Source organism: Acinetobacter sp. B-6 (genome assembly GCF_056930735.1).
The window spans coordinates 31,199-52,080 of the sequence record NZ_JBXPBY010000010.1 but is presented as its reverse complement, the minus strand read 5'-3'; the positions used below and the strand labels follow the sequence as shown (position 1 = coordinate 52,080).

Below are 20,882 nucleotides of genomic sequence, written 5' to 3'. Positions count from 1 at the left end.
CCTATCCAACGATCCAAGCCAAGATTTTTCTATCTCTATAGAAGATAGCCTATTCTTCTCTGTCTCAATCCTCAATCAAAATTTGTATCAAAATTGAAGCCTTATTAACATCTTCTTCATCGTTAGTTTAAGGTAGCGATCAAGCCCTCAATCATTAATCGTTGTCAGAGCGATAGGACATATAAATCATATCTTGATGAGTTGTACTGACTAGATCAAATCTAAAACATGCGTTGAAATACTTCAGCTTTCAGTATTTTTTGGGTTTGTTCTTTGCTTAAATAAATATCTAACTGAGTGCCATCTTCTACAATCTCATTGGCGCGATAATGTAAGCCCACGCCTTCTCCATCAAAGAACCAATCTGCCTGCCCCCAATACAGCTTTTTCGGCGCATGTTTTTTCACATCCGTATTTTGCTTTTCTAACCATGCTGCATATTTTTCTTGCACCCAACGATTCAGCTGATTTTGTTGATCTGCTTGAATGACATCCAAAATACTTAAACTTTTTTTCAACTTACGGTCTGCAACGAAAAAGTATTGACGTTCTTGAATACTAACATCTGCTTGTAGTGAATTGACTGCAACTTGCAGTAAAACATATTGATTACGTTGTGATGCCATTCGGGTCTGCATGTGTAATTCAAACGCTTTGTTTTTCGGAAACTCTTCTTGCCATGCATCTGATTTTTTGACAAAAGCATTGATCGCTTGTTGTAAAGTCATGTTCTGTTTTAAATCAATTTGTGCTTGAATCACAGTCGCCTGATTATTGCTAATCCATTGGTTTAACCAAGCATCTTGAGTTTTAATCGTTTGAATGTCGATTTCGATGCAATTCTTTTTCTCACAAAACGGCAAAGCATAATCTGCTTTGGTTTCTTGAATATTTAAATAAGGTAAAACTTCAGCGGCTTCTTGTTTAGGTTGTAATACTGAACCGTCTTTATCTTGATCTTTTTTTGAATCACATGCCATCAAAACCAAGGTACTTAAACAAAACATCGTGATTATTTTTTTTGAATATTGCACCGCATAAATCCCTTTGGACAAAAAGCATTGTATTTTGATACAAAAACAGCTTCACTAGGAAGCTGTTTTTACATTTTGCAATAAGTTAGCTGAACTTAATGTTCACGCGTTGCACGGAACTGAATGTCAGGATAACGCTCTTGCATCAGCTGTAAATTCACACGACTAGGTGCAAGATAAGTTAAATGACCACCACCATCAACTGAAAGCTGGTCATGTGCTTTTTTCTTAAATTCATTGAATTTCTTTTCATCATCACATGAAACCCAACGCACGGTATTGATATTCACAGGTTCATAAATACAATCCACTTTGTATTCTTCTTTCAATCGATATGCAACCACATCAAACTGAAGCACTCCCACAGCACCTACAATCAAATCATTATTGATTTGGGGCATAAACACTTGTGTTGCGCCTTCTTCAGAAAGTTCTTTCAAACCTTTTTGAAGCTGTTTAGATTTTAATGGATCTTTTAAACGTACACGGCGGAACATTTCTGGTGCAAAGTGCGGAATACCCGTGAAATGAAGGTTTTCGCCTGAGGTAAAGGTATCACCGATTTGAATCGTACCGTGGTTATGCAGACCAATGATATCACCTGGCCATGCCTCTTCAAGTTGCTCACGCTCACCGGCAAGAAAGGTTAAAGCATCACTGATTCGTACATCTTTGCCAATACGCACATGATTCATTTTCAAACCTTTCTCATATTTTCCTGAGCAGATTCGCATAAATGCAATTCGGTCACGATGCTTCGGATCCATATTGGCTTGAATTTTAAAAACAAAACCACTGAAGCCTTCCTCTGTTGCTTCAACAGTACGTTCATGTGTTGGATGTGCTTTCGGTTCGGGTGCCCATTGAATAAATGCATCAAGCACATGATCAACGGCAAAGTTTCCTAAAGCTGTACCAAATAATACAGGGGTTTGTCGTCCTGCCAAAAACTCTGCTGGATCAAGCGGATCATTCGCCATTTTGACTAACTCTAGAGATTCTTCAAAAGATGCAAATGCCAAGTCACCAACTTTGTCACGAATATCTGGATAGTCATAGCCATCACGAATTTCAATATCTGTAATGGTTGAACCAAAGCCAGCTTTATAAAGATAAAGCTTATCTTCGAGAATATTGTAGACACCCGCAAAATCACGACCCATACCCAAAGGCCAAGTGATTGGCACACAACGGATTTTGAGAACATTTTCAATTTCATCAAGTAGTTCTAATGGTTCACGAATTTCACGGTCCATTTTGTTGACGAATGAAATAATCGGTGTGTCGCGCATACGACACACTTCCATTAATTTAATGGTACGTTCTTCGACACCTTTTGCACCGTCAATCACCATCAATGCAGAGTCAACCGCAGTTAAAGTACGGTATGTATCTTCCGAGAAGTCTTCATGCCCTGGGGTATCCAGCAAGTTAATGACATGCTTTTTATAAGGAAACTGCATCACAGACGTGGTAATCGAAATCCCACGTTCTTTTTCCATTTCCATCCAGTCCGATGTCGCAGCACGGTCTGATTTACGGCTTTTTACCATTCCTGCAACCTGAATTGCTTTACCCCATAACAACAGTTTTTCTGTCATTGTGGTTTTACCAGCATCGGGGTGGGAAATAATCGCGAAAGTCCTACGCGCTGCTACTTCTGTAGCCAACTGTTCTTTAAACATAAAAAATCTACAATAGGTGCACAGTTACGTACACATTGAGAAATATGTACTTGAACTGAAAAATGAGAAATCAAAAATTGGCAATATTGTATCAGATTTCATTGCTATTTTAACGCCTGTTAATCAGGCTTAATTTATCTGTACATAGCCGTTAAAAGTCTCATCGAGATTAAAATAAGAACGCGAATGAGATTTGAAAAATAATCAACCTTGCATACTATACTCAAAAACCAATCTGCGGTTAAAACTGCTTTAGCCTCTTTTCATCAAGAGAATCTGATCCGTGTTTAAAATAGATTGAATAGAAGATTTTTTAACTAATATTTATTCATCAATCCAATGATTCCATTGGCAATCATATCAATTGCGATGGTGCCTATTAAAAGTGCGGATAAACGCCCAACAATATCAAAATAACGATCAATATATTTGGCATGACTATAGCGCAGATGATCATGACCAAATTTCATAATCATTAAAATGCCACAGCTGATAAATAAAGTGAATGCAATCAAGAGTGCTGATTCGACTAAAGACATACTGACACCAGTGACCACAGCCGCACTAATTGTACCTGGACCAATCATGAAAGGCATCGCCATCGTACTTGCCAAATGTGCTGGCGTTCCTCTCATCTCTCCAATCGTATCCGCACCTTGGAAAACAAAACGATAACCGATCACCAAGAAAATCAGTCCACCAAAAATCTGAAAGGATTCAAAACGAACATTTAAATAAGAACTAAAGATTGCTTCGCCACCCCATGCGAACAGTAAAAAAACCACATAAGCAATCAATGCCCCTTGGGCTAAACTTTTATTAAACACCTTCGTTTCAGTATGTCGAATCATTCCAATCATATAGATGCTCATTAAAAAAGGATTGAGCAAGGAAAAAAATAAAGCAAAAGAATGGATATAGTTTGAAAACATAAGAACTTTCCACAAAAAAGTTTATCAATTTATGACTAAATAAAGTGTAATGCCCGATCTTCATAAATTTTGTCGGACTCATTATTTAAAATTGTAAACTTATCTAGGATTCATTCACTTATAAAACATAAAATGATAAAAAATTGTAACTATGCAGGTACTGGTTTCAGTCATCAGATTGGTTTTCGTTTAGCATGATCAAAACGGACAATTCAAAACGAACCAAGTAGCGCTGAGATGCCTTACCTTTAAAAAGTTTCAACATTATGATTTTATTTATTTTTTAAGCGTAGTTATGCTAAATCTTAAACTCATCAAAATTACAATAACATCTAATCTAATAACTTTTAGAATTTAGTTATCGATCAAAACTTTCTCTCATAGACGATCAGCAAGATCGTCAATCTAGGTGTAAATGTTTATAGCAAAAGATCAACTTATTTTGAATGAGCATGTTGATCCAAATCAGTTATCTGAGTAAGTAAAACATTTGATGGCTATACTGTTTATTGCCCCCTAAAAAACATTGAAGAATCAAATATTTTACTGTGCTTTTTTTATTGATAGTCTATCCAAAATTCAGCATAGGCATTGGCAAAACCTGGCGTTGCAGGCGCATCCGTTGCAATATAATTGGCATAAAATACTACTGAGGCATTGCCATTCGCATCCACTAAAAAAGGACGACTTTTACTAGAAACATCATTTGGAAATCTATTTGTTTTAGTAATTGGAACGCGATTACGATTAGAATCTGTTAACTCGATCGCAACGTGCTGTGCAGTTGATGTTGCATTAGGATTACTTAAAGCCAAAAGTTGATTATTCACAGGGTTCTGTTCACCCATAAACGTAAACCTGACTTCTGCTCCCGCAGGGCATTGAACCAAATTAAATGGAATCGCGACACGTGGACCTTTATCTCCGGGTGTTTTTAATTGACGTGTAGAATTTAATCCCATATCGACTATTTTATGCGCCTGACTCTCCTCAACACCACAGGTTGAATTTGTCGCATTGCCTTTTAAAGTAAAGTTATAGGTTCCCAAATCAGCGTGTGCATAACTGTACAGACCCATACTCACCATAAGCAAACAAGCCGTACGATAAAGATTTTGCTTTAATATATTCATCATCAACCCCTAGTCAAAATCTATTCTGAAATAGCCACGCGCCTGAAAAGGACCTGGTGTAGGCTGGTTTCCAGTGACACTAACAGGCCATGCTTTCACCACGATATTGGCAGGATTGGTATTGTTGAAATGAATTTTACTGTTGATATTATTAGGAATCAGTACATTGTCATTTTGGTCTGACATTTTAAAACCAATATCAGGATTATTGGACACAATGATGTCATTGGCAGGTCCACCAACTTTGTCTGTTTGGACCCGTAGCGTTAGTGGTGCATTATCGCTAATAAAACTATTACATTTTATTGACAACGGCATATTGGCTTTCGGAATACCGTTAATTTTGTTGCCTATACCCGCACTTTTAAAGTTATAAGTTGGGATATTTCCAAAATCAACAATTGATTCAACATCATCATTAATAATACAGTTTTGAGGAACAATCACTCGTCCTCTTAGATGTAAGGTTTGTTTTGCACCATTAATGAGTGCAGAACCATACGGAGCAGCATTATCACCGACATAGAAGTCAGCCAATGGAATGTCAATATCCGTAAATCCAACAAAAGGTTTAGAAATCCTCATGGTCACTGTATATTGTGTATTTCCAGTGTGTGTAGAAGTTCCACAGCGTTCAGATGGAAAACCAAAGCGCCCATTTTGAGCGGGTACGTTAATATTGGTTCCATTATAGGTATATCGAACAGAGGCTTGTAAGTAGTCATTCACTTGCATATAGCTTTTTCCGCCAATGATGACTCGAGGTCCTGTGTAGTAGGCAGTCATATAAATAGGAATAGAAGCGCCAGTGAGCGTCGTACCGTTATCACAATGGGTCGTCCAAGGATCACCATTTACACTGACTGTCAGGACTGAATCAAAGGTCTTTCCTGCCGTATTATCGGCAGGATCGGTAAACGTATAGGTACCAAAGTCCGCATATAAATTTTTGTTGTGTTCTTCACGCCACCAGCCTGCTGAAACATCCATCGCAGTCAGAATTAATAGAGTTGAAGCAAGTAATTGGTTTTTCATCAATATTCTCCGGTTACTTACATTCAACATCAAACTGTTGTACTGCAAGGCTTAAGTCAGCAGTGCTAATATCATAATCTGCAACACATTTTTGTTCGTTTGCGTCGCCCCAAGTTACTTCAAGCACACCTTTAAGCGGTAAGCCAGTCATATAAACTTGCCCTGACTCTGCCGCCATACCTACAGTTTTACTCGCAGTGACCGTCACATTACTGGCATAAGGGATCGGTTGCCCTTGATATTTGAGATCGATCAAAGCACGTACACCAATACTGGTATCAAATGTTGCGCGGCTAATCGCACCACGAATTGGCACAACATTATTGACATTGCTGTTGATTTCTAAATTTGAATCAAAACTGTTTGAATCCAATGCCACACGATTTAAACGATATTCAGAGGCATACGGCAAGATTGCATAACCACGCCAATCGGTTTTAACCCCATTATAGTTTTCAACTTTGACTCCTTTAGCACCAGGAGCTTTGACTAAAATACTGGTATCACCAAGAATCTGACCAAAGGTCAATCCATCTTTATGCAGCAACATGCCACCACTTGCACTATAGCTAAAGCGATTATTGTTTCCATCATAGCTATAACCTGCACCTACATTGCCATAAGTTCCGTTATAGCCCACATTAATGGCGCCTGCTGAACCTTGTTCAGTGACATAACCTTGGCGAATGCTATAACTCAAATTGCGGTCTTTCAATAAAGTGCCGCTAATTCCAGTCTGATAAGAATTATTGCCATCTGAATTTTGTGTGGTCGATACTGTTGCATAGGTATTCGCCCAAGGGTTATCACGGAAATTCGCTTTAGAACGCAGACGACCGAGCGGAAAAGATGCATTAGCGGTATAAAGTGTATTTACTTTGTCCAGTTGTGAAAACATGTTGCGGCTGACACCGAGCGAATAGCTTATGCCATTCCATGCACCATTGTAGCCAGCCTGTATCCATTCATCTTTTTTGGCAGTTCCCCAATAACTTTGCTGGTTTGCTGCAAAGTAAAGTGAACCATAACGCCCCATTGAGTGCGAAATGTTGGCTTGCAAACGACCTTTTTTAGCATGGTTCAGATCATAGCCATTGGCAATGATACCTACATTTGCCAAATTGCCGTCCTGAGTTTCAGCCTCACTATAGTTTTCACTCATTTGCCCGTAAAAGACATCATTGAGTGTATAGAAGCCACGCGTTGAATAGCGATAACCCAAAAGCTGAAAACTTGTTCCTGAGCGCAGTAAAGATTTAGAGTAGAGGAAACGCATCGATTGACCACGGTGCTTGGAACCATCGACCAACTCACTGTTTGCATGCGTTAAATCGAAAGAAAAAGCGCCAAACTGCCCCATGTTACTGCCAAAGCCGAGTAAAGTGCTTTGATAGTTCGAGGACAGTTGAGTCCCGCCATAAATCGAAAGCCCTTTTGGTAATCCATGTACAACAGTCGCTTGCACAACATTTTCATTTTCTCTGTTGTTACGAGAACCATTGCGGAATTCACCCGCTAAAACACTATAACGTGTACGCCCTTCGCGTTGTAAAATCGGTAAACTTGAATACGGCACAAGGTAACTTTGGATTGAACCATCACTTTCTTCAATGGATACCTGTAAGTCACCACTACCAAAAGCAGGGTTCAAGTCCTGAATTAAGAAAGGACCAGGAGCGACATTGATTTGGTAAACAATATTATTATTTTGTCGAATCACAACTTTGGCATTGGTTTTAGCAACCCCACGCACATTCGGTGCATAACCCTGTTGGCTATCAGGATACATGGCATCGGCAGTAGATAACTCGGCACCACGATAACTGAAGCTATCAAAAATACTGCCTTCGCTCGCACCATCACCAATTCTAAGTTGGCTTTTGATTGGAATCAGTGTTTTTTGCACATAAGTATTGAGATTGGTCCACTCATGCGTACTCAAGTTATTATTAGAACTGTAATTAAAACTGCCAGAATGACGTAATTGCCATGAACCTAAATTCATGCCACTGTCTACACTGATATATAGACCATTTCCTGCAGTAACTGAACCAGAGTTGTTATATCCTGACATCCGGTAATTTAAAAACATCGCATTAATGCCTTCATCCCATTGTTCTGGTGGAATATATCCGCGCACCTGATTTTTTAACGAGATTTGTGGTAAATCAATATAGAGTTTTTGCTTACTAAACTGAAAGCGACTATTTGCACCATTGATCAATTGACTGATGTCTAAACATTGTGGATTTGACGATGCCAATAGCTCAGGATAAGCCGCCATATTTACCCCAAAACTTTCTAATAGTTTAAGGTCTAAACAAGGCATTAACCCTGTTGCATCTGCAGTATTTTGTTTTTCCACAAACTGAATATCACGAGTAACCACATATTCATCATTGGCATAAATCTCAACCCGATAAACGCCTGGTAATTGTTGTGGTGAACTTTGTAATTTGGTCAAGTCTGCAATTTGCGCATTCGACAAACCATCAGTTAAAAAGGCAGTATTAAATACTTGCTCTGCATGCGCGTTTTCTACGCATGCAGCACTGACCGCCATCGCCGATGCAATACACATTGGCAATACTTTCATTTTTGCATACATCGGTTTATTCGGCATCATCACTCAAGTACCTATACAACACATATTATTAATTTAGGTTTATTTCTACTTTTGGTGTCACACCACCATAGTCATTCACAGTTTGATAACTCAGCTTGTTCCCTGAGGTTTTTGAAATTTTTGTTTTTTCAAATGGTGCAGCCATCACGCTATCTAACTTGGTCTCATTCAGCACCAAATTGACAAATGAGATGTGATAAGGAGATTGGTTATCCACCTCTACACCTTCCGCAGTTTTTACAAATTTGACTTTTGTTATTGCGTCTTCAGGCGCAATCTTTAATTTTTCTGGACGAACAAACAGCTTGATTCGTGACAGTACAGCAAGCTGTAAAATGTTCTTTTCCGCAAGAACTTCTTTGTCTACAGATGGAATTGATTTTACATTTAACCAAAAAACTGACTCACGATCTTGTGGCAGATCTTTTACTAAGCTCACAATTCTCAAAGTATTTTCTGTTGCTGGCTCTGCCACAAATAAAGGTGGCGTCACCAAAAAGTTTTTAACTTTTTCTTCTTTTTTATTTTCAACCCATGAGTTAATCAGATAGCGATCTTTTTTACTGTGGTTGATCACAGATAGAGAAACTTGCTTGGCTTCCATCGGATAAATCACACGTGTTGCACCTAAAGATACCCCACCAATCGCCTTACCTTCAGCATATGAAAAGGAAGCTAGGCATGATAAAGCCACACCCAATACACCGTTTTTAAACATGCTTAAATTCATATCAATATTCCAAAACAACTTATGGATAAAAAACAGAAATCAAAATATTTTTACTATTTTCAGTCGACTGACCATTGAGCTTCGATAAAGGCAATACAACTGTTTCATCAATATTTGTTAGTTCAGGCTCTTGAGTCATATTTGTGACTTCGTGAGCGACCTGAGACAATGTTGATCGTTGATATACATTTGAATGATGCAAATTCATGCTAGGCATCAAATAAAATGTTTGTTCAGGCAACGCCAATGAGTCAGAGATAAGATGACTGTTGTTGGCATCTTTCAAAGCAATGGCGAGGTTGTAATAAACCGTTGAAGAGCAATTTGAAACATTCAATTCTAAATGAGACTCAGTTTCACGATTTTCACCAAACTTGAAGTTGCTTTTCTGGGCAAATAAACAGCTTGGATTCACTAAGGAACCACTAAAATGGGCTCTTCCACCAAATACATAACTGTCTGCAAAAGCACTTTGAAATAAAAACATCCCAACCAGTACAGTTAAATATTTGTTCATATGAAATCAGCCCATTCAGTGTGATTTATTCAAATCAAGATTTGAATGAATCCTTAGTTATAGTTCACAACAAAAGTTGCATCAGCATTTGCTTTACCTGGTGTAGATGCACCAGTCGCTACATAACGTGCTGTAAATGGGAAAGTGTTTGTACCATCAATAATTGCTTTTTCTGTAGAGAAATCAGAACCATCTACAGCCAAAATTTTAGATGCATAATCTGTGATTTCGATACCAACATTTGTTGCAGCAGGTGCGTTACCGCCACCACCGTTTACAGCCAATAATTTATTGTTTGTGCTTACAGTTTGACCATTGAATGCAAAAGAAACACCGTTAGTTACAAGTGAAGCATCACAGTCAACCAATTGAATGTTGAATGGAACTGGACCTGATTTGTCACCAGCTACAGCTAAACGCGCAGTACGGTGTTGACCCAAATCTACAGTTTGATCCGCTGTATCTGTACTTACTGCACATGCAGCATTTACTAATTCACCCACAAAATGAACTGTTCCACCGTTTACTGGTGCTGCAAAAGATGCAGATGACATAACACAAGCAGCAGCAAGAAGACCTAATTTTTTCATGAAATAACCCTTTCAAAAGAGAAAACAAATTATGTTTAAGGTTTATTGTGATTACTGATACATATTCTTTTAACTTCAATCATCTAGCTTTGATTAAAATTTCATTTATTTTATCTAAACAAATTGAGATATATCTTGTTTTAATAAAATTATGAGACAGTCATCACATAAACTAAGCAGATTGTAGACGTTGAGTTACTATTAAGAAAAATGATTTTTACTCAAGATGATTGCTGAGTTTTTTGCATAGATATATAAAAAGTTATTTTTTTCAACACATTACATTTGTTATTTTTTGATCAAAAATACTTAACTTTATCAATTTAAATATTTAATTTGATTTTTTGCGAAATAAAATGGTGATGTGAATAACGCAGAAACAACCACTGTTGGCTATTTATGGAGAGTGATAATTGGCTTCTAAACGATCGACAGGCAATGGCATTCCTAAAAGATAGCCTTGTAATTGTTGACAACCTAGACGTTTAAGAATTTGCGCTTGTTGTTCAGTTTCGACACCTTCTGCGGTGACGACCAAGCCTAAACGGATTGCCAGATGAATAATACTTTCTAAAATAATTTGTTCTTTTGAACCTTCACACAGATTTCGAATAAATTCACGATCTATTTTTAATTCATCTACAGGTAAATCTTTTAAATATAAAAAACTGGAATGCCCTGTTCCAAAGTCATCAATCGCCAGTTTAATTCCTAAATTTCTAAGTTTTTCAAAAGTTTGAATACTATCATCGATATGATGCATCGCTGTTGATTCAGTAATTTCGATAATTAAATTTCCATGCTTGACATGATATTTCTGAATTAACTTTTCTAAATTTCCAATCAGATGCTTATGTTCAAATTGCACCGCGGATAAATTAACGGCAACAGGACAAAAGGCATAATTCTTTTGTTCCCACTGTTGAATCTGCATACAGGCTTGTTCTAAAGCCCAATAGCCCATACGAATAATTAAGCCTGTCTGTTCAGCGCCACCAATAAACATACTGGGTGCTAATAATCCTAAACTTGGATGTTTCCAACGAATCAGTGCTTCAACACCACAAATACGATAATCAGCGGTAAACTTTGGTTGATAAAATAGGATAAATTGTTGTTCTTCAACTGCTTTATATAAATCATTAATCAATTTAGATTGACTTCGATTGTGATGCTGCTGGTCCAAAGAGCAGCTATACACACTATAGGTATTTCGCCCCTGTTCTTTGGATTGCATCATTGCGGAATCCGCATTAATCAATAAATCTTGTAAATTTTGCCCATGATCTGGAAAAAAGACGATTCCTATGCTTGCTGAAATATTGATTTCTTTACCCGAAATTTGAAAACTATCCTGGATTTTTTGTAAGAATAATTCAGCAATATGCTCGGCTTGAATACGGCTTGAATCTTCAAGAATCAGGATAAATTCATCACCACCAATACGAATCAACTTTTGTCCTTCAGTCAATAATGGATATAAACGTTGAGCAAACTTCACCAGCAGTTCATCGCCAATATGATGACCAAAGGCATCATTCACAGACTTAAAACGATCAAGATCAATATAAACAAAGGCAATTTTTGTTGCTGTTTCCTTATAATCTAGAAATAATGCATCCGTATATTCAACTAAAAAAAGACGATTAGGTAACTTGGTGAGATTATCTTGTAATGCCAATCCTTCAAGCTCTTTATTGGCTTGTATTAATTGTAAACTGCGTTCTTCTAATCTTCGTTCTAAAATTGCCACACAAAAGGCAGAAACAAGAATTAAACTTGCCACAAAAATAATAGTGAACAACAAAACACCTTGCCCTTCGTTCAACTGATTTTCAAAATGATTGACATGCGTTGACGAAAACGTTGCCGCCGCCATACCCGTATAGTGCATCCCTACAATGCTCAGTGCAATCATGATGGATACGGCGGCTTTATACAACAGCTTATGACTAAAGGTATTTTTATACTTAAATGCCAGCCAAAACGATAATCCCGAACCACTGATTGCAATCGTCACAGAGAGTATGACTAAAATTGGATGATAATAAATTTGCTGGTTTGGAATTTCCAACCCCATCATGCCGACATAATGCATGCCGGCAATCCCCAATCCCATCAGTAAAGCGCCTAAAATTAAACGCGGAAGAGGTAATGTGTCCTGTGTTGTTAACCAAACTGCAAATATTGAAGCCAATGTTGCAATAATATAAGAGATTACAGTGAGTGTTAGATCAAAAGTGTGATTTTCTGGTAAATGGCAAGCCAACATTCCGACAAAATGCATCGCCCAAATGGCAAATCCAAGTGCCATACCACTTAAACAGATAATTACTTTTTGAATACGCGCCGCATGAGGTGTAAAAATGAGTTGTTCTAATGAAATAGCAATGTAACAGATAATCACTGCAATGCACGCAGAACCTATTACGAGACTACTATCATAACTCATATAACTCATAAATTTTTTCTTCCAGTAGTCAACCTATTATTGTTATAAGAAACCCCAATGTTTTACGACGTATAATGGCAAAAAGGTTCACTTTTTAAGAACTCTAATATTTCTTAAAATATCACTATCCTATTGAAGGTCAAGTTATTTTTCTTAAAATTATCAAGCTAATTTTGAAATAGTTGATTAAGTTAGAGCTTATTTTGTGGAATTAAAGAAAGATCAAAGAATTAAAACAGTTTAGTGTGATTAGCCTCCCCTTTTTAAACGAAAAAATTAGAGTAACGATGAAAAAACCTCTTAAAATTCACAAATCAGGTCAATGGATCGTAGAAGCTGTATATATTGACTTGTTATTATCCAAATTTAAATTTGACTTGCGCTAATATAACCTGAGTTCTATAAAAATCCTTGATGAAAGATGATATAGCCAAACCGCCTGATTATTCATACAAGTGATTTGGATGATTCATTTATTTTGTACTTTTGAATCATAGATGGTCTTGCTATCGTGAGGCGACATGGATGTCGCCATGTTGAGCGGGGGTATGAGGATGTACCCCTCGCTCAACGAAAGATTTTTGTCACTTTTCATCTCTGAAAAGTGAAGCATCGCCTACGCAAAACAATTTAAACTTTAGAAGTAAAGCGTGGCAGTGCAAGCTTTAGATCATCAAACAATCTATTGTTCGCTTTCATTTTATTGATCAAGAGAAATGAAACGCTATTGATGGTTGCGCTTGCGGAGCTCCGCTCCTCATCCTAAAATTTGATGAAAACGCAGCAAGACTCCATAGAGATTTATTATTTTTCAATGAGTTGAAGATTTAACTACATCGAACTCAGGTTAATACAGTCAAATCTGTTGAAAAATAAATATATAAAAAGAGAAAACCGAGCAACACATATCGCTCGGTTTTAAATGAAATAGCGTTAACTTTTAGCATGCAACATTTCAGTAAGTCACTCAGCTTTTTTTAACCCAACCTCTAGCTGAATTTGATCTAAGTCTGGAACATGGTAACGAACATTACCTATTTTGACATATTGAAAAATGGTTTTGTCTTCAACAGCGTCTTCAACATCCACCACCTCAGAAATACGTAAACGAATAGAGTTCGGCATTTCATTGCACATTAAAGCAAAACGATCATCCGCCTCTTCACCCTCAATAATCAAAGCAACTCCCAAAGCCTTTCGGGGATCACTGACACTAAAGGTGGGTAATTTCTTTTCATGCCATTCCACTACAGGCACGTGAATTGGACTGTTCTGCGCAGACAGCACCACATTCTGTGGCAACAACATCGGGTCTTTGCCATAACAATTAATAATATAAGCATCAATAAACCCTGTAGACACCGTAATCAGATGTTGCAGTTCCTGCGTACTGATTTTATCAAGCGCAGATTTTTCGATATTTCCTGCCATGAGCGCTCCTATTTAACCGTCAACAAAGCATCAATATTGGCTAATAAATCAGCCTCTTGGAATGGTTTACCCATATAGTTTGTCACACCCAAGCTGAATGCACGTTCGCGATGTTTTTCACCTGTTCGTGAGGTAATCATAATAATTGGCAAGTCACGATGAATTTCATGATGGCGAACCAAATTGGTCACCTCAAATCCATCCATTCGTGGCATTTCAATATCGAGCAACATCAGATCTGGTTTGACATTTTCAAGTTGTTCAATCGCATCAACACCGTCTTTAGCCGTAATCACATCAAAACCTTGACGTTCCAATAAACGTGACGTTACTTTACGCACTGTCACCGAGTCATCCACAATCATAATCAGACGACGTTGATCGCGATGACGTTGTTTATCTTGTTGTAAATATTCTGCACCACCACGACTTGAACCCTGAACTTGTCGCGCAATATTTTGCCCATCAAGAATCAAACAAACTTGACCATCACCGAGAATCGTTGCACCGGCAATCGCATTAATTGCCGCAAATTGCTTCCCAATCGGTTTTACTACAATTTGAGAACGTGAACCAATTAACTGATCAACCAGAATCGCGACAGATTGACCTAAGCTCCCTTTAATCAATAACACAGGTAATGAATGTGCAAAGCCATGTAAACGTGGCGTCACCTGATTGGCTGTAAATTCACCAAGATAACGCAATTTATAACTTTGGTAATCTATATCGAAATAGTCATTTTGAGTTTCGAAATACTCTTCCAGAGCGGCTGGGGAAATTCGCACAATACGATCAATTTGCGATAATGGCACAGCAAACTGTTGATCACCGACTTTCACCATCAATGCATCACTCACAGCAACTGTTGTTGGTACACGGATGGTAAAAGTAGAGCCATGACCCAGTTCAGAACTTACACTGACCTGCCCACCTAGCGATTTAATTTCACTTTGAACCACATCCAGCCCAACACCACGTCCAGAAATCTGGGTGACTTGTTGTGCTGTACTAAAACCAGGATGGAAAATAAATTGTAAAATTTCTTCTGGCTCTAAATGCTGATCTGATTTAATCAAACCTTTTTCAATAGCTTTATCGCGGATAATTGCAGGATTGATTCCTTTACCATCATCTTTAAAGGACACCAAAACATCGGTACCTTGGCGACTAATATTCAAGTCGATTCGACCAGTCAATGGCTTGCCAGCTTTTTGTCGCTGCTCTGTATCTTCAATCCCGTGGTCGATGGCATTACGCAACATATGCTCTAATGGAGATACTAATTTCTCCAAAATATTACGATCTAATTCACCTTCCGTATTATTCACCAACAGTTCGGTAGGCTTATTGACCGCTGAGGCTGTTTGGCGTACCAAACGCTGTAATCGTGGTAATAAACGAGAGAAAGGAACAAGTCGGGTACGCATCAGGCTTTCTTGAATTTCAGCTTGAATACGTGACTGTTGCAATAATAAGCCTTCAGTATCACGAATTTTCTCCGCTAAGGTGGTTTTAAAGTCCACCAAGTCGGATGCAGATTCAGCAAGCGATTTAGACAATTGATTCAAGGATGAATATTGGTCCATTTCCAATGGGTCAAAGTCCGCATAGCGCGCACTTAAATCCCCATGTTTAGCAATAATTTGACTTTCCAACTCGCCTTCCATTCGACGAAGCTGATCTGCCAATCGTTGAATCGCAAGCTCCATATCGGTCAATGTATTTCCCAATTGACCCAAATCCATTTCAATACGCGAGCGGTTAATGGCATTTTCACCAGAAAGATCAATCATCTTCTCAACCAAATCCGCAGAGATACGAATCATCTCATTATTGGTTTCAGTTTTCTCAGAAAGATCCCATTCACCCAACATAGAAGGTGGTTCAGTTCCATCTCCTTGAACAAACTCATTATTGGTCTGTTCAAAAATCAAATTGGTTCGAGATAATTTTTCTGGAAGCTGAGCAGAAACATCGACATATTGCATACGGTTTAAATTTAACTTCAAACCATCAAAATTATCGTAACTCTGTTTGAAAATTGCTGCATCTAACCAGTGAAAAGCACTTTCCAATAAACCGTCATACACATTGGAATTAAAGTTGTGCTGACCAAATTGTTCAAATGCATTTTCAAGCTCATAAGCAATATCCGCAACACCTTCCAATTTCACCATTTTTGCACCGCCTTTTAAGCTGTGTGCAATACGTTGCAATTGAAGTAGTAAACTACGGTTACTTCGTTGATCAAACCATTGACTTAAGATATTTAACCCATCATCAATCAGCTCACGAGCTTCCTCAATGAAGGTTTCTTGAGCAACACGCTCAGCGTCATCCAAGTCATCTACTTGAATCTGTTCAACGAATGGCTCCGCTTGTTCAAGCGTTGCTTGCTGCTGATCAGCAGAAATAACATCAAATTCTGGAGTAACAGACTCGTCAACTAAAACAATCTCATCTTGGGCTTTTTCAGCTATCTCAACATTCGTATCATGCAAGAATTGCTGTTGATCAATATGCTGTAAAACCTCAAGAATGTGTGTTGCAGGATAATCAATAGATTTTTCACGAATCAACTGAATACGATCTGCGACATCATCTTGAATCAAACGAATAGATTGAATAACTTGTGGTCCAGCTTTGAGCTGACCTTTAATCACGCGCTCATAAATTGTTTCGAGTTCATGAGCAATTAAACCAATATGCGTCGCCTGAACCATATTTGCGCCACCTTTTAAAGTGTGCAAATAGCGCATTAAATTATTGAGTGCAGTGGTATCATCTGGATGACTTGACCATGTATTTAGGTCATGATCCATACCTACCAACAACTCATCGGCCTCCTCAATAAAAATATCAAGAACGTCAGCATCAAACTCACGCTGACTTTGCGCAGAATCTATATTTTGCTTATCGAGATTAATTTGAGTTAAGACATAATGATTACCTGTCTCAACAGCGTTAATATCAGATACAGCTACTGCCTCATGTTGAACTGCTGGCTCAATGCTTGGTTCAGCAATTTGAATCTGATCTACATCAATTTCTTGATGTACATAATCATGAAGCTCATCCAAAATCGCCTGAGTTGCACCACTCAAACTGACACGCTGACCAGATGCCAAGGTATCAAATAAATGAATGAATTCTTGATGTGCTTTAGAGAATATTTCGAAAGCATAATCCGTATTCAGCAAATCAGGCTTGGCAATAATCTGTGTATATCCGTCTTTGAGTGCAAGACTGAAATCATGAATACCTTGTGACGCACGATTGTCAGTATGATCGACGAGGATCTGAGCCTGGTGAATCAGTTGTTGGAAATATTCTGGATATTCAACTTGAGCGCGTTTATCAAACTCAAATTCAGCATCCAACAATAGATCAATTTCCAAATCGACCAATTGAGTCACTAAGCCCGCTTGTGACTGATGGTCTTGTTGATATTGATGTTGGAAATCATAACGTTCCCAAGCATCATTAAATTTTTGATAAATCTGGGCTAATTGCGTATCTTGATCACCGGTTTGTTTGAGCACATGCAAATAATCACTGACGAATTCAGCATAATAAGTCAATAAGGCGTTTTCATTTTTAGAAGACTCCGTATCTTCTTGGACCAACACCTTAAACAAATGCTCAACTTTACCGCTTGCCTCAAATACATCCTGAATATGCGCCATAGAAGAACTTCCGCGCAAAGTATGTAATGCCCGAATCAAGCGATTATATTGTTCAGGTGTATGTTGCTCTAAATGCAAAAAGTCTTTGATCGTTGCCAAATGTTCTTCCGACTCTTCAACAAAAATCGTCAGGGTTTCAGAGATTAAACTTTCATCCGAAGTCGGCGTTGTTTCCGCTGCAGATTCATCAATTTGAATCGGGTCTGCCACTGCATGCTCTTCGGCATTTTCGTGGTTTGCCATAGCTGCTACTGTTTCTATATGCTCTACAAGTGGCTCGCTATCAGCAATTTCTAAACCCGTCAGCACATTCTCATGATTGAGGGTATGCGCAAGTGACAGTAGATCCGCCAATGCAGGTTCTAAACTCTGTTTTTGCTGTAATTGTTGCCCCAAATACACCAATGGTGCCAAATCTAAATGATGTGGTTGTTTATTTAAAAACTCAGCATACAATTTGAACTTATACACATTAAATACAGCACTGACATATTGTTGAATTTCAGTACTTAATTCCAAGTTTTTTGCAATTACACGATTTAATGTATCTTCAACAGTCCAAGCCAACTCACCTGAACGCTTTGCCCCCACCATACGTCCAGAGCCTTTAAGGGTATGGAAATAGCGACGTACATTCACCAATTCCTTATCTTTGGACTCATCATTTAGCCATTGATCAAGAGAAGCTTGCAACTGTTCAAAAATTTCTTCAAGTTCTTCTACAAAAATTTCTAAAATCTCATCATCCTGATCAAGATAAGCATCTTCAGGTAAAGTGACGTGTTCAACTAAATGTTTTAATATTTCTTTCATAGCTCAGGCTTCTATGTTAGTTCCCGATTTTGGGACTAAAACCTTTCAAAATACAGTCAAGCTGAATGGCTTTAGAAGGCTTTTCACTGTGCGCAATCACTACCGTTTTAGTGTAGAAATTGCGCATATCAAGTCTCAATCGTTTTAGTCTGGTAATTTAAAGTCAGAAACTGATTGACGTAATGAATCCGCCATACTTGCCAATTCAGATACCGAACGTGCTGTATCAAACGTTGCACCCGTAGTTTGCGAAGTAATTTCTTGTACAACATTCATCGTATTGGCAATATGACCTGCTGATGCAGACTGCAATTTCGCTGATTCAGAAATACTTTCAATCAAACCTGCCAAGTTACTCGATACTGTTTGAATTTCACCCAAGGCAACACCCGCATCTTTTGCAAGGTTCGCACCACGCACAACCTCAGAAGTGGTTTGTTCCATTGAAATTACGGCTTCGTTGGTATCGGTCTGAATGGTTTTTACCAATGTTTCAATCTGCTTGGTCGCTGATGCTGAACGTTCTGCAAGACGTTGTACCTCATCCGCTACCACGGCGAAACCACGACCTGCTTCACCTGCCATAGATGCCTGAATTGCAGCGTTTAATGCCAAGATGTTGGTTTGGTCAGCAATATCGTTAATCAGCGAGACAATGTTACCAATCTCTTGAGAAGATTCACCCAAACGTTTGATACGCTTTGATGTTTCTTGAATCTGCTCACGAATCGTATCCATCCCCTCAATTGAACGGTTTACAACATCTGCACCATTTGACGCGATTTGTACTGAACGTTGTGCTACCTCTGCTGATTCGGCAGCATTGGCAGATACGTGGTCAATTGATTGTGCAATTTCATTAATCGCTGTCGATGCACCCGCAATCTCTTGCGCCTGATGTTCAGATGCCTCAGCCAACTGGTTGGTAATTTGTTGAGTATTCTGGGTATATTGTGCAACTTCTTGAGAAGTCTCATTGATTCGCGATACAAGATCACGTAATTGGTCAATCGCAAAGTTAATCGAATCGGCAATTGCACCTGTAAAGTCTTCAGATACCGTTGCATACGAACTCAAGTCACCATCTGCCAAATCGGCAATTTCATCCAATAAACGTAAAATCGCATTTTGGTTACGGTCATATTCGTCTTGTAAACGCATTACACGTACTTTATCTGACTCACTACGTAAACCAATCAATTTAAATACAGCAAATAAGAATGCGCCTAAAGCAAACAATAAGATTAAGGCGGGTAAAATTGTACCTACACCTGTATTTACTGAAAGTCGATCTAAGCCTTTTAATAAATTATCAGATTCTGCAAAGATATTTGATGAAGCTTGGCGAACTTTAAAAATTTGATCAGAGTTCTTCAATACTGAAGTCGATGCCAATTGCACAATTTCATTATAATCTGATTTGATACTTTCTAAAGATTCACGCAATTCAGGCTTGTCAATACGAGTTACCCCCAAATCTGCATTACCATTTAATTGCGCATTTAAGTATGTTCCGAAAGTTTCAGTATCGGCATTAAAGTCTTCTGCAGAAGCACGCGTATTATCTGAACCGCCGAGTACTGAACCAATTGAACGTAAAATACGTTCTGCAAGGAATACTTGGTTTTTCGCGATTACAACCTGTGTACTTGGCATGTTATCACGTGCCATTTGGTCAACCATTAAGTTATATTCAGCCTGCATGCCAGGAATCACATCTGCAACGGCGATATTGGTGTCATATAACTGGTTAATGATTTTTTGATGGGTCGCAATCATGTCAATATCAGCAGAAACCTGATTCCAGGTTTTTTCAACCCCTTCAACTGCTTTTGAAGATGCATGAATATCTTTCACAATATCCAAGTTTTCTTTAAATTTCTTTTGTGATGCCACTAAAGCATTGATCGATTCTTTTGACCCTGAAGCTGTTGCTTCTGTTGCTTGACGCGATAATGTTTGAGATAAAAGTTTTAATTCACCCAAACTACGAGTTAAGTCGTTATTTCGAGGAACTGTATAGAATAAAACCAAAAGTAAAATAATCGCAACGATGATGCTGACAATCGCCATTTGAATAAATGGTTTTGATTTGTCACTTTCCCCAAATAACTTTGCAAACTCATCAATTTTCGATTTGGTTTTTGTTAATACGCCCGGACTACTTTTTTGAGCAGTATCCCCTGTATTTTTCTTTTTTAGTTTAAAGCCCATT

13 protein-coding genes are annotated in these 20,882 nt (G+C 38.2%); all 13 read right to left on the bottom strand.

Features of this window, described 5'->3' with window-relative positions; translation table 11 throughout:
- Nucleotides 1-221: 221 nt before the first annotated feature.
- Nucleotides 222-1,007 (bottom strand): hypothetical protein, encoded by a 786-nt coding sequence (locus tag AC1Z3T_RS13250; RefSeq protein WP_373866537.1) that lies wholly within the window; start codon nt 1,005-1,007, stop codon nt 222-224.
- Between the two features lie 122 nt (nt 1,008-1,129).
- On the bottom strand, nt 1,130-2,719 hold the full coding sequence (locus tag AC1Z3T_RS13245) for a peptide chain release factor 3 (RefSeq protein WP_004827642.1): 1,590 nt from the start codon (nt 2,717-2,719) through the stop codon (nt 1,130-1,132).
- Between the two features lie 317 nt (nt 2,720-3,036).
- Nucleotides 3,037-3,651, bottom strand: a complete 615-nt coding sequence (locus tag AC1Z3T_RS13240) for a MarC family protein (RefSeq protein ID WP_005031076.1) — start codon at nt 3,649-3,651, stop codon at nt 3,037-3,039.
- Nucleotides 3,652-4,208: 557 nt separating this feature from the next.
- The gene (locus AC1Z3T_RS13235) at nt 4,209-4,784 is read right to left on the bottom strand and encodes a fimbrial protein (protein ID WP_005031077.1); all 576 of its coding nucleotides are present in this window, start codon (nt 4,782-4,784) and stop codon (nt 4,209-4,211) included.
- 9 nt (nt 4,785-4,793) lie between these two features.
- Complete coding sequence (locus tag AC1Z3T_RS13230) at nt 4,794-5,819, bottom strand: fimbrial protein (protein WP_005031078.1); 1,026 nt, start codon at nt 5,817-5,819, stop codon at nt 4,794-4,796.
- A 13-nt stretch (nt 5,820-5,832) separates the two neighbouring features.
- Complete coding sequence (locus AC1Z3T_RS13225) at nt 5,833-8,445, bottom strand: outer membrane usher protein (RefSeq protein ID WP_005031079.1); 2,613 nt, start codon at nt 8,443-8,445, stop codon at nt 5,833-5,835.
- A 28-nt stretch (nt 8,446-8,473) separates the two neighbouring features.
- Nucleotides 8,474-9,175 (bottom strand): fimbria/pilus periplasmic chaperone, encoded by a 702-nt coding sequence (locus AC1Z3T_RS13220; RefSeq protein ID WP_009585712.1) that lies wholly within the window; start codon nt 9,173-9,175, stop codon nt 8,474-8,476.
- Between the two features lie 19 nt (nt 9,176-9,194).
- Nucleotides 9,195-9,692: a hypothetical protein gene (locus AC1Z3T_RS13215; protein ID WP_100884510.1), complete on the bottom strand. Its 498-nt coding sequence runs from the start codon at nt 9,690-9,692 to the stop codon at nt 9,195-9,197.
- A 53-nt stretch (nt 9,693-9,745) separates the two neighbouring features.
- The gene (gene fimA, locus AC1Z3T_RS13210) at nt 9,746-10,282 is read right to left on the bottom strand and encodes a type 1 fimbrial major subunit FimA (RefSeq protein WP_005031083.1); all 537 of its coding nucleotides are present in this window, start codon (nt 10,280-10,282) and stop codon (nt 9,746-9,748) included.
- A 397-nt stretch (nt 10,283-10,679) separates the two neighbouring features.
- Nucleotides 10,680-12,743 (bottom strand): bifunctional diguanylate cyclase/phosphodiesterase, encoded by a 2,064-nt coding sequence (locus AC1Z3T_RS13205; protein ID WP_010591326.1) that lies wholly within the window; start codon nt 12,741-12,743, stop codon nt 10,680-10,682.
- A gap of 954 nt (nt 12,744-13,697) precedes the next feature.
- Entirely contained in the window at nt 13,698-14,165 is a 468-nt protein-coding gene (locus tag AC1Z3T_RS13200) for a hypothetical protein (RefSeq protein WP_009586246.1), read from the bottom strand.
- 8 nt (nt 14,166-14,173) lie between these two features.
- Nucleotides 14,174-18,667, bottom strand: coding sequence for an Hpt domain-containing protein (locus AC1Z3T_RS13195; RefSeq protein WP_100884509.1), 4,494 nt, complete (start codon nt 18,665-18,667; stop codon nt 14,174-14,176).
- A 144-nt stretch (nt 18,668-18,811) separates the two neighbouring features.
- Nucleotides 18,812-20,881, bottom strand: a complete 2,070-nt coding sequence (locus AC1Z3T_RS13190; RefSeq protein ID WP_004827618.1) for a methyl-accepting chemotaxis protein — start codon at nt 20,879-20,881, stop codon at nt 18,812-18,814.
- Nucleotide 20,882 lies beyond the last annotated feature (1 nt).